We start from the raw sequence: 15,968 nt of genomic DNA on the forward strand, positions 1-15,968 counted from the left end.
ATTATGAAAAAACTACTTTTACTCACTGTTGTCCCTGCTCTTTTGTTTGGAGATGACCTGAAATCACTTTTGGAATTTGCAAAAGAAAATAACAATCTTGTCAATGCCTCCAAAATAGCAGTACATGCAAAAGCAAAAGAGGTACAAAGTGCCGCAAGCAATTACTTCCCTACGGTAGATGTGAGTGCTTTTTATAAAAGAGATGATAAACCGAGTCCTTTTTTCCCGGGAACAACATACGGAGCAAGGACGAAAATCGGGTTTGACATATATGACGGCGGAAAGAAATCAAATACAAAAAAACAAAAAGAGAATGAAAGAAAATCTGCTTCTTTCAGTTATAAAGAGACAAAAAAATTGACACTTCTTGCCATAACAGAGGATTATTATAATCTCAAAAGTCTGCAGGCCTCTTTGGGTGCAACGATAGAAGCTTCCAAAGCAGTCAAAGCACAACTTGAAAGAGTGCGACATTTTTATGAAGCTGATCTTGCTACAAGTGATGATGTGGACAGACTCCAATCTGCATACGACAGTACTTTGTATGCAATAGAATCTACAAAATTTCAAATTACAGCGCTGCATAAAGCACTTGAACTCAAAGTCGGAAAAAAAATAAACACTTTGGAAAATTCGCAGTTTGACAAAAGAGCAGCACAAAATGAAGAACTCCTTGACAGTATCCAATCACTCAGGTACAAAAAAGCAGCATTGCAAAATTTAGGCGAAACGGTTGCGAGCTATTATTATCCTACTCTGCGTATAGAAGATACCTATTCGTTTTATGGGTATCAAAATAAGCCGACTTTTGGGGGAGTTCCCATTGCCTACCTTGACAAACAAAATGAGCTGATGGCTACAGTCGGCTTGAGACTTTTTGATTTTGGAACACTCAAAGAGCAAAAAGAGGCACTCAAACTGCAGGCTGATGCACTGAATCAACAGATTATTTACAAATCAAAAGAGCAACAGATGCAGCAAGAGTTGGCACAGGAGAGAATTCATACAGCCAAACTCAACATTAAAAGTTCAAAAAGTGCACTCAAAGCGGCAAAAAGTGCTTTAAAAACTATCACAGAAAAATACAATGCAGGCATAGTGGACAATGTCGTCTATCTTGATGCGCTCTCGGCAAAAACAGAGGCAAAAGCAAGGTATGAAAAAGCACGCAATGATTTGGAAATAGCCTATGGCATTTATTACTATTACAACAATAAAAATTTAGAGGAGTTTGTTAAATGAAAAAAATATTTATAGCTTTAATCACCCTGGTGAGTCTCTCTTATGCGCAAAAGATTTATGCAACATTTGATGTGACAGCACAAAAAAGTGCCAATCTGGCTTTCACTGCGAGCGGAATTGTAGAAAAAGTCAATGTCGATATCGGCTCTATAGTGAGCCAAAACCAAATACTGGCAAAACTGGGAAACAAAGATATAAAAGCAATGCTTGAAAAAACACAAATAGTTTTTAAGTTTGCTTCAAGAGAACTCAAAAGACAGGAAAAAATCAAAAAGCTTATAGATGCAAGCAAATATGACAAAATACTCAGCAATTATGAAAATGCCAAAGCATCGGTTGCCTATCAGCAGGCTTTGTATGAAAAAACTATTTTAAAAGCACCCTTTGCAGGTGTCATTTATGACAAAAGCATAGAAGTAGGCGATGCTGTAAGCGGTTTGATGCTTAAAACTGTTTTTAAAATACAAAGTATTCATGCAAGAAAGCTGATATTGGAATTTGATCAAAAATATCATGATATTGTAAAAGTCGGACAAACCTTTGAGTATAAGATAGACGGAGACAGCAAGACATACACAGGTGTTATCTCTAAAGTCTATCCGTATGCAAATTTTGACAACAGAAAGATAAAAGCGGAAGTAGAGGCAAAAGATTTTACAGTCGGGCTTTTTGGTGACGGTATGATACTGGTTGACGGAAAATAACGATGTACAAATTAGCGATTAACAGACCAATTGCAACACTGATGTATGTCATTACATTGGTGATTTTTGGCTATATGAGTTTTAAAAGCATGCCCTCGGCACTCTATCCGAATGTTGATTTTCCTATAGTGACAGTCAAAACAATCTATCCGGGTGTTGAAGCAGATACGATAGAATCACAGGTCACAGAAAAAATAGAAGAAGCCATCTCCCGTATAGGCGGAGTGGACAGCATCACATCCACAAGCAGTGACGGCGCATCTGTTGTTATGGTGAAATTCTTCCTGGAACGCAATATTGATGAAGCGACCAATGATGTACGAGACAAAGTCTCAGCTGTTATCTTGCCAAAAGATGCACAAACGCCACTTGTCAGTAAACTCGATATCGGCGGGGCTCCTGTTATCAATGTTTTTTTAACAGCAAAAAAAGATACCTTGCAAAACCTGATGGTATTTGCCGATGAGAAAGTAAAACCGGCTATTCAAAAGATCAACGGTGTCGGTGCTATAAATATCATCGGTTACAAAGACAGAGAGATAAAAATTTTCCCAGATATTTATAAACTCAACAAGTTTGGCATTACAATCAAAGAGTTGAATGATATTATTGCCGAAGAAAATGTCAAAATCGGTGGCGGAAAGCTTATCACCAAAACAAAAGAGATTATCTTAAAAACAAAAGCGGATGCTCTGAGTGTGAAGCAACTTCAAGACATTATAATAAAAGATGATTTAAGGCTCAAAGATCTGGCAACGGTAACAGACTCTTTGAGCGATGCAAAAAGCTACTCGTCATACAACGGTATACCGGGTGTTATGCTTGAAGTGCAAAAAATTTCAGGAACAAATACGATAGATATAGTAAAACGCGTCAAAGAAGCCGTGCCGCAGTTAAAAACAATGGCTGGCGAAAAATATGGTGTAGAACTGCTCCAGGATACAACGCCTTTCATCATTCACTCACTTGAAGATGTGAAATTTGACCTTATTTACGGTGCAGTTTTGGCAGTTATTATCATCTTCGGTTTTTTGAGAAACTTTACTATTACGCTGGTTTCGGCACTCTCTATTCCAATCTCTATCCTGGGTACGATTGCTTTAATGAATCTGATGGGGTATAACCTGAATAAAATGACACTCATCGGTTTAACGCTTGCTATCGGGATTATCATAGATGATGCCATTGTTGTGTTGGAGAATATCTACAAAAAGATGGAAGCAGGCATGGGCAAGTTTGAAGCGGCACTCTATGGTGTGAAAGAGATGGCATTTGCTATTCTTGCGATTTCGGCAATGTTGCTTGCTGTTTTTCTTCCGGTTGCGCATATGAGCGGAATTGTCGGAAAATTCTTTGAAAGTTTTGCGATGACGGTAGGTTTTGCGGTAATTATTTCCTATACGGTTGCGATGAGTTTTATGCCGAGTCTGAGTGCAAGAGTATTGCATAAAGGAGAGAGCAGGTTTTACAATATTACAGAACCGATTTTTCAGCGTATAGACAAATTATATGCTGCAACACTGAGTTTTGTGCTTCGTTTTAAATTTTTTACACTTGTTTTTGTTCTTGGGGTGTTTGTTGCCTCGCTTTCTCTCTTTCCGAAAATCGGTATGGATTTTCTGCCAAAAGAGGATAAAGCAGAGTTTGAAGTAAAACTCAGAGCCGATGCGGGCATCAGTTTGGATGAAATGATACGGGAGTCCAAAGTGATTGAAAATTTAATCAGAGCTGACAAAAATGTTGTTTTTACAACCTTGAGTGTAGGCTATAACAGTGTACACGAGAAAAACAAAGCGCTCATTTATGTCAAACTTACGCCTAAAGGCAGCAGAAAAAAGAATCAAGAAGAGATTATTCAGGAATTTCGACAAAAGCTCAAACCCTTTTCCAAAGAGATGTTTATTACAGCAGCGGCAATTCCAAACATCAAAGGTGCCGGGGTGAGTGTACCGTATCAAATTGTACTGACATCGGATTCTTTTGCTGACCTTGATGTGGCGAGAAAAAACCTGATGGAGTATCTGGCGAAGAAAAAAGGCTTTGTTGATATTGACAGTAATCTTGATGAAGGCAAACCGCAGATTGACATCAATATAGTACGTGAAAATGCCAACAGAATGGGGATTAGTGCAGCACAGATAGCAAAGGCTGTCTCCATTGCCTTTTCAAGTGATTTGGAAATTTCCTATTTTGAGCAAAACGGAAAACAGTACAAAATTACCCTGCGACTGCCTGACAAGGACCGTGTAAGCATAGATGATCTCAAAAAAATCCAACTCAGAGCCAAAAACGGAAAGTTGGTTTTTCTTGACGGTCTTGTCACATTTGACAAGGCAAGGTCTCTGGCTTCTATTTATCACTATAACAGACAAAGACAGGTGACTATCTATTCTGATCTGTTTGGGCTTGATCTGGGCGGCGCTGTCAAGTATACACGTGCAAAAATAGACACATTGCTGCCACCGGGTGTAAACTATAAATTTACAGGCTTTGCCGAAGAGATGGAAAAAACAGCCAAAGCCTTTGGTGTGGCTCTTGGTTTGTCTGTAATTTTAATGTTTATCATCCTGGCGATTTTGTATGAGTCGCTTATTCAGCCTGTTATCATTATGATGGCATTGCCACTGAGTATTATCGGGGTTATGCTGGCTTTGTATCTGACACATTTGCATTTCAGTCTTTTTGTGATGATAGGCTTTATGCTGCTTATGGGGATGGTCGGTAAAAATGCCGTACTTCTTGTTGATTTTGCCAATGAAGCAGTAGCACGGGGAAAAGATGCCAATGCAGCACTGCTTGAAGCGGGAGAAAAAAGACTGCGCCCGATTTTGATGACAACAATTGCGATGATATTTGCGATGCTTCCTTTGGCACTGAGCAACTCTTTGGGAAGTGAAACAAAAGCACCGATGGCAATAGCCATCATAGGCGGTCTTTTAAGTTCAATGGTGCTAACATTGCTTGTTGTGCCTGTAATTTATAAAATGATAAATCCGATTGATGCGTGGCTTCGAAAGTGGTATGAGAAAAAAATACAGAGTGATACTGAATAAGGAGTAGATTATGCAGGTTCTGAAAAAATATTGGTTGGGTGTTGTGATAGCTGTTTTATTGGTTACAGCAGGCGGAATGATCTATAAAAAACTGCATCCAAAAACACTTCCTGCAAATTTGGTTGAAGGGACAGGCCGCATGGACGGTGATCTGGTAAATCTCAATGCAAAATATGCAGGAAGGCTGGAAAAAATATCTGTTGATGACGGTGTACCTGTGAGCAAAGGAATGGTTGTGGGTGTCTTGAAGAGCAAAGAACTTGCAGCACAAAAAGCAGGGCTTGATGCACAGATTCAGGCAAAAAAACAGCAACTCGCAGCACAAAAAATTGAAGAAAAAATTGCACAGAAAACAATTCCGCTTTTGGAGAAAAAAGCAAAAGCACAGCTTGTCTCAGCCCAAGCCTCGCAACAGGTATTTGAAAAAAATATTTTGATACAAAAAGATGTCGTTGCCCAGGCAAAAAGAGATTTCAAACGCTCTCAACGATTGTATAAAAACAAAAGTATTGACAAGCACAAACTGGAACTTGCACAACTCAAAATGGATACAGAAAACAAAAAGCTTTCCGCACTGCAGCAACAGCTGAAAAAAATAAAATCAGCAGTAACTCTGGCTCGTATTGCACTTTTGGATGCGCAGGCATCACAGAAAAAACTTTTTGCCATTGCCGCAAATATTCAGGCCCTGCAAGATGGTATTGAAGCCCTCAAAGCATCCAAAGCACAGATAGAAGCGATGATTCAGGAGATGACACTTGTTTCACCTGTTGATGGAATTACGGTAGAAAAAATCGCCAACGAGGGAGAGGTAATAGCTCCTGGTATGCCGGTAGCCACACTTTTGGATCCTCACTCGTTGTATCTGAAAATATTTGTCGACACACTGCAAAACGGAAAAATAAAACTGGGTGACAAAGCGGTAATATTTCTTGATGCCTATCCAAATCATCCGATACAGGCAAAAGTAGTGCGTATTGCCCAAAAAGCGGAATTTACGCCCAAAGAGGTCAGTGTGCGTTCAGACAGAATTCAAAGAGTGTTTGCCGTACACCTCAAACCACTGGCAATTGACCCTTTGTTAAAACTCGGTATACCGGCTGTGGGAGTTGTGTCACTTGATGGCAAAGGTCTGCCAAATTCACTCAATGACATTCCGGTACTCTAAAACAAGATGTCTCTTCTTGAAGTAAAAAATATCCGGGTCTCTTACAAAAAAAGAACAGGCATAGACAATGCCTCGCTCACAGCAGAGAGTGGAGAGATTATCGGTTTTATAGGAGCAGACGGTGCAGGTAAAAGCTCCCTTATGCATGCTGTAGCCGGTGTTATCCGTTTTGAGGGTGAGATTGTTTATGATGGTATCGCGTACCATTCACCCAAAGAGGCAGAAAAAGTAAAACCTTTTATCGGATTGATGCCACAGGGAATAGGGCTTGTTCTTTATGATACTCTGACAGTAGGGGAGCATTTGGAGTTTTTTGCCGATATTCGCAATGTTGCAAAAGATGAACAATTTCTTGCATATAGAGAAAAACTGCTGCATATGGCAGGACTGAGTGCTTTTGTTGAGAGAGAAGCCGGTAAACTCAGTGGCGGGATGATGCAAAAACTCTCACTTATCTGCACACTGCTGCACCGTCCGAAACTTCTTATTCTGGATGAACCGACAACCGGAGTGGATCCTTTGAGCCGTTTGGAACTGTGGGAGATTTTGGACAGCATACGCAAAGAAGAAGGAACAGTAATTTTAGTGAGCACCGCTTATATGCAAGAAGCCTCCAAAATGGACAAAATTTTTCTTTTTGACGAAGGAGAAATCATTGCCAGCGGAACAAATGAAGAGCTTATAGACTCTATCCGTCCGTATGTTTATGAAGAGGTTACATGTAAAGAAGAGTGCCTTGGTTTTAACAAGCGAACATATTCGCTGCAGCCTTTACATGTAAAGCAGGCAGAACCTACTCTGGAGGGACTCTTTTTTGTGAACGCGCTGCAAAAGAAAAAGCTCCTGCCTAAGGTCGTCATAGCAAAACGAGACAAAGAAATTGCAATACCGCCTGTTGTGATGCAGGCATATGGCATTACAAAAAGATTTGGCAGTTTTACGGCAAATGACCATGTAGACATAGAACTCAAACGGGGTGAAATTCTGGGTCTTTTGGGTGCAAACGGCGCAGGAAAAACCACATTTATCAAAATGCTTTTGGGTCTGTATCCGATAGACGAGGGCACACTTACCCTGCTTGAAAAAGTCATCCGCAGCGGAGATGATCGTCAAACGCTCAAGTCCAAAATCGGCTATGTAAGTCAGCATTTTGCACTCTACAATGACATGACTGTAAGAGAAAATCTGATTTATTTTGCCAATATGCATCAGATTCCTCTCAAGACTGCCTTGAAAAGAATAGAGCAGTATGCCAATGAACTCGGCTTTAAAGAGTATATGGATGAATTGCCAACTGCGCTTCCTCTGGGTGTCAACCAGCGTTTTTCCATAGCTGCGGCACTTTTGCACGAACCGCTTGTGCTGTTTTTGGATGAGCCTACAAGCGGCGTGGATACCATTGCAAGAGCACAATTTTGGGAGATACTTAAAAAGCTTAAAGAGCAGTGGCATATATCTATTTTGATAACCACACACTATATGAGCGAGGCGGAGTACTGTGATCGAGTGGTACTCCTCAAACAGGGAAAAAAGATTGCAGACGATACCATAGAAAATTTTTATAAAACACATCCCGATGCAAAGAATTTTGAAGATATTTTCTTGACATATTATAAGGATAGAGAATGAAACTAATAACCATTAAAGCCTATATATTGAAAGAATTTATGGAGCTTTACAGAACGCGTCTGATTGTGATGGTATATTTGATGCCGAGTATGATTGTACTGCTTTTTGGCTATGGAATCCGTATGGATGTAACGCATGCAAGAATTTTGATTATTGATAATGACCAGAGCAAATTTTCACAAATGCTGATTTCAAAATTTGAACATAGCAAATACTTTAATGCAAAGGTGTTACATGTAAGTGAAAAAGAGGCACTGCGCTCTATAAAACAGGCTAAAACCGATGCAGTTTTAATCATTCCCTCTTCTTTTGAAAAACAACTTTTACACGGACAAAAGAGTGAGATCGGTGTTTTTGTGGATGCCTCTTTTCCGACAAGGGCTACTACTATTGAGGGGTATATCAAGGGGAGTGTGCTTGACGGGGTAAGCGAAGTGGCACAAAGAAGCGGTTTGTCTGCAAAAGGGCTTATAGTGTTAAATCAGCGTACGCTTTTCAATCAGGCAATGCGGGATGAAGATGCCATAGTTCCAGGACTCATAGGGCTTGTGCTTTTGGTGGCTCCTGCAATTTTGGCAGCACTTCTTATAGTAAAAGAGAAAGAGCGAGGGACCATTTTTAATTTTTATGCTTCGCCTTTGAGTAAAGGAGAGTTCCTTCTTGCAAAACTTTTTCCTGCTTTTTTACTGCATTCTGTGAATATTTTTATACTTTTTTTGCTTGCAGTTTATCTGTTTGATGTTCCTTTTCGGGGAAGTTTTATGCTCTACTGGCTCAGCAGTGAACTTTATATTCTTATCAGTCTCTCTATCGGTATGCTTATTTCTATCATTACAAGCAGACAAATTGTTGCCGTTGTTTTGACAATTATTATTACCATAATTCCCGGATTTTTATACTCTGGTATGCTGATGCCGATATCTTCCATGAGTGGCGAGTCATATATTGAAGCGCACATGTTTCCGGTGATGTATTATACGCATATTCTTTATGATACATTTTTGATAGGACAGGGTTTGGCGTCTGAAAAAATTATCATGTATCTGCTGATACTTGTCGGGTTTGTTGTGGGACTTTTTACTGTCGGCACCTTATTGTTGAAAAAGGAGATGAGATAATGCGAATATTTGCGATGATTGTCTCCAAAGAACTGCTGAGTTTTTTACGCTCTATAGGATTAGTGGCTGTTGTACTTTATTCGTTTACACTCGATGTTTACATAGCCGGTTCCGGCATACAGATAAAACCGCGCAATGTTGTTGTCGGATATGTTGACAAAACAGGAGGGGGAGTAAGCCAAAAAATACTTGCACGGTTGCATCAACCGGAGTTTAAACCACCGGTTGCCTTTCTTTCGCAAAAAGCACTCTCCAATGCTATTTTTAACAAAGAAGTTATGGTCGGAATACTCTTTGACTCTGATTTTGAAAAGAACTACAAGAGCGGGAAAAAAGCACAGATCAATCTTTTGCTCGATGCTACTGCAGCATCGCAAAGTCTCACGACATTTATGTATCTGCAAAATATTGTATTTGACTTTCAATCTGTAAACTTTCCGCTTGAATTAAAGTCACATAAACTTTTTAATCAAAATGCTGACAATCACAGTTTTATGGCACTGACAGAACTGCTTTCAATTATAACCCTGTTGATAGTCATTTTGACGGCCATTGTTTTTGTCAAAGAAAAAGAGGACGGTACCTGGGATATTATGCTGCTTACTCCGATAAATCCCAAAATCATTATTTTGGCAAAAAGTTTTTCTCAGGTACTCATTGTCATGGCAGGTGTTGTTCTCTCTTTGGGATTTGTGCTTTTTGGCCAGTTTGATGTACCGCTTAACGGTTCATTTTGGGCATTTATGCTCCTGACATTTTTGTATTCTGTTTCGAGTGCCGGCATAGGACTCTTTGTAGCGGCTGTGTCCAAAAATGTGATGCAGGTGGCACAGCTTTCTATTATTATTATGATGCCGTTGATTTTTCTCAGTGGTGCATGGACCCCTGTTTATGCTATGCACCCGGTATTTCAGACACTCTCTTTGTTTTCACCGCTTCGCTACTACATAGAAGCAACAGAGAGCATCTTTTTCAGAGGAACGGAGTTTATAGATTTGTGGCCATATTTTAGCGGAGTTCTTCTTCTTGGAACGCTGTTGTATTGGTACGGTTTTAAAAAAATCGGAAAATTGTTTTAAATTAAGGCTCTGTTTTGAATTTTTTACTATAATAAAAGAAAAAGAGGGATTTTTTATGGCATTGGTATATATTGAGCAGGTTGAAGATATGGATGTGGAGGAGATGCAAAAAACTCATGAAAATGAGATTAAAATTTTAAATGCAATAGATAATCTTGCGATCTCTTACGATCGGGGGGAAGCGACACTCGAAGAACTTGAAGCAAAAATCGAGGAGTATGTAAAGCATGTTCATGAACACTTTGCAAACGAAGAACGTCTGATGCAAGAGTATAGTTTTCCTTCCTATGACATGCACAAGACTGCACATGACATGTTTTTGGAAGAATTGAATATGGCTCTTAAAAATTGGAAAAACTATAAAAAGGTTTCAAAAATTACTGATTTTATCCGCAGAGCACCCGAATGGATAGTCTTACATGTAAACACAGTGGATTACCCGACTGCAAATTATCTTGCAAAAAAGATGAAAGGTTTGTAAAACCTATTCATCATCCTCGTCGTCTTCAAAATCACTCAGATCAAATTCAATTTTTACAGGTTCTTCTACAACCTCTTTGATATCAGTGATGTTTTGGGGCGAAATATCAAGAGCCATTGCGACAAATGTTGCCAATGCGTTATCCTTTATAATTTCCTGGCATGTTTCAGAAGTATTGTAAATCGTAAGGATTTGATTTTTTGTAAGTACATCACCTGGGTTTACCCCTAATTCTGCCGCAATATTATGCAAGTCCGGACGATTCAGCAAAACACCCTCAATTTTCATACAAAAGCCTGTTCTTAATTTTTTATTTGGATACATTGTTACTCCTATTCTTAAAATGTTTCTTTTGGTCGATTATAGCCAAAAAATTCAAGAAAAATATTTTGTTTGAATGGTATAATTTGACTTTAAAATAAAAAAGAGAAAAGAGAAAACAATGCACACATACCAAATTGCAGAATCAGTATTAGATGGCTATAAAAATGAAAAACTGACAGATGAAAGAGTTGATTTTTTAACAGCACAGGTTCATGAACAGCTTGATGAGATAGCCAAAAATAAAGCACTTTATGAAGATTTTTCAGCTCGGGCGAATGCACCAAAAAAGGTAGATAAAATTATTCTCTGGATACTTTTAATGTCAAATGAAAGCATATGCGACGATTATATAAGTGCGTGCAGCAAAAACTACAGAGAGATAATCCCTATAAGTGATTTAGCCGACTTGTTACTCTATGTAATACATTTGAAAAAAGTGCAAAACACTGAACTCGACGGTTTTGATTACTTGGTAGAATGTGAAGAAGCAGGCATAGAGGAAGTAGACCAGTATGCCTTTACAAATGCTCTGCTCTACATTCAAAAACTCAAAGAAAAAGAAGTGGAGATGCAGTTTTAGGAAGAACAGCTTACATGAGATATTCCTGCGACATCAAACAGTTCAGCAGGCTTCTCTCTGTAGTATTTGTCTTCTGTCTCCGATGACTGTTCACTGTAGGGATCATTCATCACTTCCTGCAGCTCTTTTATAAGTGAATAATCTCCCTCCTGGGCCTTTTTGTATGCCGGAACTAGGAACCATTCACGGAGAATATATTTCGGATTGGTTTGTTTCATCTCTTTTGAGAGTTTTTTGCGGGACTCCGGAGTATCAATGTTAATGTTTGCTTTCCATTTTTCCAACCACTCGGTCCAGCTTTTTATAATCTTTTGATCATATAGAGAGTCACCGTAAAAGCTTTTCGCAATTGCGGAAATATTATCAGGTATGTCAGAGAGTTCACGAAAAAAGAGGGTATAATCGACCGAAGTCTCCATCATCAGTGTTATCAGTTCGTTAAACAAGGCTGCGTCAAAGGTTTTTAGACCCAGTTTGGCAGTCCACATCTGTATCATTTTAGTCTGCATGACTTTGGAAAAACCGTTCATAATTTCATCCAATTGTTTACTCTGCTTTTCATCTGCCTTGAGCAAAGGCTGAAGTGCCTTACAAAACATTTTGAAATTTTGTTCCCCGGCCTGAGGTTGATTCAAAAATGAAAAGTGTGCTCCGCCACCCGTCCAGGGTTGATAGCTTGGATCAAACATGTCTATAAATCCAAACGGACCGTAATCAAGGGTAAAACCGCCTGCAGCACAGTTGTCACCATTGAAGTTTCCCTGACAGTATCCGACACGAATCCAGTTTACTACAAGTGAAGTAAGGCGGGAGCGAAATTCACGGGCAAGCAGCACTGTTTTTTCTTCCAGAGGTAAATTTTTATCTATTACATCACTGTATTCTCTTTCAATCAGGTGCAAGACAAGCATCTCAAGTTCCTCCATCGCCTTTGGATGTTCACTTTTACGTGCCCGTCGGGCGAAAAGTTCAAGTTGACCCACACGAAGAAAAGAGGGGGCAACACGTGTTGTGATGGCAACATTTTCTTCTATCATGACTTCCGGATCCCTTGAATAAGAACCGTTCATAAACCAGGGCCGTCTTACTGTTTGGGTTTTTGACATATATAAACTTAAAGAGCGTGATGTGGGAACACCGAGGGCATACATGTGTTCTTGTGCCAAAAATTCTCTAACACTTGAACGCAGTACCGCACGACCGTCAGCTCCACGGCAGTAAGGGGTTCTCCCTCCGCCTTTGAGCTGCATTTCCCAGCGTTTGCCATTTATGACCCCTTCAAAAACAGATATTGCGCGTCCGTCACCATACCCGTTTCCTGTTTTAAAAGGACACTGTTCATAATACTCCGTACCGTAGATGGAAAGGGCATACCCCGTTGCCCAACCGGTACGACGCAAAGGCTCTTTTAGATGTGAAGTATCACCCGAAAACATGCGTATAAAATCCTCAGATGTAGCCAAGTCATCATGCAGTCCAAGTTCCTTAAAGAAGGTTTTGCTGTGCGCAATGTAAACAGGATTTTCTATAGGAGTAGGTTTTACAGGAACATAGTGCCCGCTGAATACCTGTCTTGGTGCATGATCTGCACCGTCTGCTGTAGCATTTGGATCAGGATTAAGTCTGTCCATTAGAGAATACTCAGCTAACTGTGCCAGATCATTGAGTGTTTTTATATCTTGCATATATTGTCCTTCATTTAAAATATAATATTTTATATCCCAAATAGCTTTGTAAGAGATAAATTATTAAAACTATTCTTTTCTAATAATAAACAGTGTATGTTTTGAGTACAATATGAACACTGATTTTAGAGATTTTTTAGCCATATATGAAGGAATATTGAGTGAAAATACGAGTCTATTACGATTATCCTTATGTTTTATGTAAAACTCCTATCTATAGGCATATTTAAGGATTTTTAGGACTTTAAAACTAATAAAAATAGCTTAAAATGTAGCGTTTTTAAGCATTATTTGGCACAAATCTGGCACATAATGTCTAGGTGAATTACTATTTATACTTCTTGATAAAATATATATTTTTTGATACAGTATGACTATAAAAAAATTATTTCACTATTGCGAGAATGTTTAATGAGTGCAAGCAAAGAAGCTAGAAAATAGTGAGTGATGATATAAAGACAGTAGAATATGCTTTTCCTAATTGGTATGTCTGTATGCAGAAGGCTTGATAGTAAACTATATCGTAGTTAGAAGTAGTATATCCGACAAAAGGATAGCAAGGGTTATTTTTACTGTTGAACAAGAAATGAAAGCACAAAATATAATAAAAACAAAAATGGCTAAAATGATGAATACAAGTAGGGCAGTTGTTGACAGACTATTGAATCCTCAAAACCCATTTAATGACATCACAAACATTAAAATCAGCTATATCTGCACTTGGTAAAAGATTGGATATAGCCCTAGTGCTTGGATATACTCTATCCTAATAGTTGAAATTAAAGTCTTTTGTATCTCTTGGGAAGAAGAATATTGCAACTTGAATTGGAAGCTTGAAGAGCAGGTTGTTTACAATTTGCCATGTTCTTAATGATGTTAAGCGGTTTTAATTTTTCTTTTAAACAAAAATTCCGGAGTGAGGCGGGAGAAAGGAACTGTTGAAGGGCATATAGAGTCGCAAAAAATCAGGCAGACCTCTGCGTTCTTGATTTTAAGACATCATAAAATATGTTATAATTCCGTCGTTTCGATCGGTCGGTCGATTCGTCTCTTCGCCTTTTACACGCTCAGCAAGAGCATACCCAGCTGTCGGTTGTGCTGTACAGTTTGTTCCATGCCAAATATGTGAGAGTTTTTGGTTTAGGTCAGGTATGAGAAGGTGATGAGAGCATAGTATCATCCACAGCGCCACTATCTGCGTGTAGTCGATTCCTCTTTTAGTTTCCCTGTGAGAACCAGCCGCAACTGTATCAATTTCTACTCTTTTTTCAATATATCAGGTACTCATTATGCCTTTTAACTATGATATTACTCATAAATGATATATCTACTTCATCAGACGCTTGATAATACGCCTATCGGTTTTTTGAACAATGAAAAGTGATTGAGTGAGGAACAGATACCAAGTGTTCCTTGAAAATTACTCAAATATATCCCAAAAAATTGGCAAATATTTGAATAATTTAAAGCCCAAACTTTTTTAAAACTGCTTGAGCTTTAGGATTGGTTACAGGTGGACGACAACCACCTTTTTTAAATTTGATTATTTCAGACGGAACATAAATTTTTTTATTATTTTCGTTAAAAAAGTGAATTCCCTCGATCAGGCGACCATCAGAAAGGTACTTTTTAAATGTACGTCTATCAATAGCAAGAAAATGTATAACTTCTTTTTCGATTGTAAGATCTGGTTTAAAAAGTTCAAGCTCTAATTTTAAATCAAGTACAACATCTAGGATTAAGTCGAGTTTAGCTTTCTCAGACATATTTACACTTCTTATTTACGAAAACATATGTTTTCACTATAAATTTTTTTCCCATTTTTACTTATATTTCTCTTTTAGTATATTGTATTTTATTAATTAGCAAATAATTAACTTTTAATATCTTATAGTAGATACACTTAAACTTTTCTTATAAAATACATATTAATATATTTTTTCTTTATTTTTTTCTTTTATTGTAAAAATATTTCTATATTATATGTAATTATTTTAATCTTAAATTTGATATACTTCAATATATTTTATAAAAGGAATTATCATTAATAAACCTCAAATTATTTCAAAAATATTAAAAATTGGGCTAAGTACGTATTATAAATATGTTAAGGAAGATGTTAAGATTGTCAAATTTCTACAAAAATTTGATATCAAAGATCTTGAAGAATTGCTAAATAGAGGGGAGATTTCCAAAATTAATAAATCACTTGATTTTTTGGATGAAATTTATGAAAGTAAAAAAATAGATTATTTGAATAATTTTTCTGAGTATACTTCAAATTACTCCTTATCCCAAGCTAACAGCTATTTTATTGTTTTTTATTTTTCATTTTTAGCCGAACTAAAAAGTTCTATTTTTAATAAGTCTAAAGTTGACCCATCACTATTTTCATCTTATTTTTACATTGTTGATTTTCAACAATTATTTCTAACTTTTTTTAATTATTTTAATCTTAATAGAAAAGTTTCAGATAAGGAGTTAATTATAAAGACTTCAATTATTTACAAGGCTTCAAAAATTGTTTTTAAAAATTGGGATAAAAACATGTTGCTTTTTTTAAGTAATGTTTTGCCAGATAATTTAATTGCTTTATATAATGAAAAAGATGATGCAAAAGATAAATTGGAATCAATATACCATATAATTGGCATTTATATTTTTTCAAATTCAAATTTTTCTAAACTAAATGATGATGAAAAATTAAATGAAATAAATAAACTTTTTAAAAAATATGAAGACTTACCATCATTTGCCAGAATGTCAAATTCTGTAGACACTATTTTAAAAAAATTAAATATTGTTTTTTAAATTTTTGTTCTCTCTTTTAAAGTCTCAATATTAGATATAATTAATCACTTTCAAGACCCGGAACTGCATACTAAAATGCTATAAACCTCATGCT

14 protein-coding genes are annotated in these 15,968 nt (G+C 37.4%); 10 read left to right on the forward strand and 4 right to left on the reverse strand.

The window, feature by feature from the left end; translation table 11 throughout:
- Positions 1-3: 3 nt before the first annotated feature.
- The 8 genes from MLC52_RS05125 to MLC52_RS05160 are packed head-to-tail and all read left to right on the forward strand — an operon-like array spanning position 4 to position 10,474.
- A complete protein-coding gene (locus tag MLC52_RS05125) occupies positions 4-1,242 on the forward strand; it encodes a TolC family protein (protein ID WP_434581505.1) in 1,239 nt (412 codons plus the stop codon).
- Positions 1,239-1,946 (forward strand): efflux RND transporter periplasmic adaptor subunit, encoded by a 708-nt coding sequence (locus MLC52_RS05130; protein ID WP_434581506.1) that lies wholly within the window; start codon positions 1,239-1,241, stop codon positions 1,944-1,946. Before MLC52_RS05125 ends, MLC52_RS05130 begins: the two co-directional genes overlap by 4 nt.
- Before the next feature lie 2 nt (positions 1,947-1,948).
- Entirely contained in the window at positions 1,949-4,999 is a 3,051-nt protein-coding gene (locus MLC52_RS05135) for an efflux RND transporter permease subunit (RefSeq protein ID WP_434581507.1), read from the forward strand.
- A gap of 10 nt (positions 5,000-5,009) precedes the next feature.
- On the forward strand, positions 5,010-6,167 hold the full coding sequence (locus MLC52_RS05140) for an HlyD family secretion protein (RefSeq protein ID WP_434581508.1): 1,158 nt from the start codon (positions 5,010-5,012) through the stop codon (positions 6,165-6,167).
- Positions 6,168-6,173: 6 nt separating this feature from the next.
- Positions 6,174-7,796, forward strand: coding sequence for an ATP-binding cassette domain-containing protein (locus MLC52_RS05145; protein ID WP_418641323.1), 1,623 nt, complete (start codon positions 6,174-6,176; stop codon positions 7,794-7,796).
- On the forward strand, positions 7,793-8,914 hold the full coding sequence (locus MLC52_RS05150) for an ABC transporter permease (protein ID WP_434581509.1): 1,122 nt from the start codon (positions 7,793-7,795) through the stop codon (positions 8,912-8,914). The genes MLC52_RS05145 and MLC52_RS05150 overlap by 4 nt, the downstream gene beginning before the upstream one ends.
- Positions 8,914-9,993: an ABC transporter permease gene (locus MLC52_RS05155; RefSeq protein ID WP_346388675.1), complete on the forward strand. Its 1,080-nt coding sequence runs from the start codon at positions 8,914-8,916 to the stop codon at positions 9,991-9,993. Before MLC52_RS05150 ends, MLC52_RS05155 begins: the two co-directional genes overlap by 1 nt.
- Before the next feature lie 55 nt (positions 9,994-10,048).
- Entirely contained in the window at positions 10,049-10,474 is a 426-nt protein-coding gene (locus MLC52_RS05160; protein WP_151900502.1) for a bacteriohemerythrin, read from the forward strand.
- A gap of 3 nt (positions 10,475-10,477) precedes the next feature.
- On the opposite strand, the gene MLC52_RS05165 is transcribed toward MLC52_RS05160, so the two are convergent.
- Entirely contained in the window at positions 10,478-10,798 is a 321-nt protein-coding gene (locus tag MLC52_RS05165; protein ID WP_151900501.1) for a hypothetical protein, read from the reverse strand.
- Positions 10,799-10,916: 118 nt separating this feature from the next.
- Between MLC52_RS05165 and MLC52_RS05170 the strand changes: the two genes are divergently transcribed.
- On the forward strand, positions 10,917-11,378 hold the full coding sequence (locus tag MLC52_RS05170) for a hypothetical protein (RefSeq protein ID WP_418641325.1): 462 nt from the start codon (positions 10,917-10,919) through the stop codon (positions 11,376-11,378).
- On the opposite strand, the gene MLC52_RS05175 is transcribed toward MLC52_RS05170, so the two are convergent.
- From MLC52_RS05175 to MLC52_RS05185, 3 genes are all read right to left on the reverse strand, one after another.
- Positions 11,375-13,063: a protein adenylyltransferase SelO gene (locus MLC52_RS05175; protein WP_434581510.1), complete on the reverse strand. Its 1,689-nt coding sequence runs from the start codon at positions 13,061-13,063 to the stop codon at positions 11,375-11,377. The two genes, MLC52_RS05170 and MLC52_RS05175, sit on opposite strands and share 4 nt — an antisense overlap.
- A gap of 991 nt (positions 13,064-14,054) precedes the next feature.
- Complete coding sequence (locus MLC52_RS05180; protein ID WP_434581511.1) at positions 14,055-14,243, reverse strand: hypothetical protein; 189 nt, start codon at positions 14,241-14,243, stop codon at positions 14,055-14,057.
- Positions 14,244-14,526: 283 nt separating this feature from the next.
- Complete coding sequence (locus MLC52_RS05185) at positions 14,527-14,829, reverse strand: hypothetical protein (RefSeq protein ID WP_434581512.1); 303 nt, start codon at positions 14,827-14,829, stop codon at positions 14,527-14,529.
- A gap of 403 nt (positions 14,830-15,232) precedes the next feature.
- Between MLC52_RS05185 and MLC52_RS05190 the strand changes: the two genes are divergently transcribed.
- Entirely contained in the window at positions 15,233-15,874 is a 642-nt protein-coding gene (locus MLC52_RS05190; RefSeq protein WP_434581513.1) for a hypothetical protein, read from the forward strand.
- The last annotated feature ends 94 nt before the right edge of the window (positions 15,875-15,968 follow it).

Origin of the sequence: Sulfurimonas sp. NW15 (genome assembly GCF_051132285.1) — a bacterium.
Classification (GTDB): Bacteria; Campylobacterota; Campylobacteria; order Campylobacterales; family Sulfurimonadaceae; genus Sulfurimonas; species Sulfurimonas hydrogeniphila.

What these genes read in the sequence shown, in the direction of transcription:
- MLC52_RS05135 (WP_434581507.1), top strand. Translation starts at nt 1,949, where the DNA reads ATGTACAAATTAGCGATTAACAGACCAATTGCAACACTGATGTATGTC.
- MLC52_RS05185 (WP_434581512.1), bottom strand. Translation starts at nt 14,829, where the DNA reads ATGTCTGAGAAAGCTAAACTCGACTTAATCCTAGATGTTGTACTTGAT.
- MLC52_RS05180 (WP_434581511.1), bottom strand. Translation starts at nt 14,243, where the DNA reads ATGATACTATGCTCTCATCACCTTCTCATACCTGACCTAAACCAAAAA.
- MLC52_RS05155 (WP_346388675.1), top strand. Translation starts at nt 8,914, where the DNA reads ATGCGAATATTTGCGATGATTGTCTCCAAAGAACTGCTGAGTTTTTTA.
- MLC52_RS05160 (WP_151900502.1), top strand. Translation starts at nt 10,049, where the DNA reads ATGGCATTGGTATATATTGAGCAGGTTGAAGATATGGATGTGGAGGAG.
- MLC52_RS05170 (WP_418641325.1), top strand. Translation starts at nt 10,917, where the DNA reads ATGCACACATACCAAATTGCAGAATCAGTATTAGATGGCTATAAAAAT.
- MLC52_RS05165 (WP_151900501.1), bottom strand. Translation starts at nt 10,798, where the DNA reads ATGTATCCAAATAAAAAATTAAGAACAGGCTTTTGTATGAAAATTGAG.
- MLC52_RS05140 (WP_434581508.1), top strand. Translation starts at nt 5,010, where the DNA reads ATGCAGGTTCTGAAAAAATATTGGTTGGGTGTTGTGATAGCTGTTTTA.
- MLC52_RS05175 (WP_434581510.1), bottom strand. Translation starts at nt 13,063, where the DNA reads ATGCAAGATATAAAAACACTCAATGATCTGGCACAGTTAGCTGAGTAT.
- MLC52_RS05125 (WP_434581505.1), top strand. Translation starts at nt 4, where the DNA reads ATGAAAAAACTACTTTTACTCACTGTTGTCCCTGCTCTTTTGTTTGGA.
- MLC52_RS05145 (WP_418641323.1), top strand. Translation starts at nt 6,174, where the DNA reads ATGTCTCTTCTTGAAGTAAAAAATATCCGGGTCTCTTACAAAAAAAGA.
- MLC52_RS05130 (WP_434581506.1), top strand. Translation starts at nt 1,239, where the DNA reads ATGAAAAAAATATTTATAGCTTTAATCACCCTGGTGAGTCTCTCTTAT.
- MLC52_RS05150 (WP_434581509.1), top strand. Translation starts at nt 7,793, where the DNA reads ATGAAACTAATAACCATTAAAGCCTATATATTGAAAGAATTTATGGAG.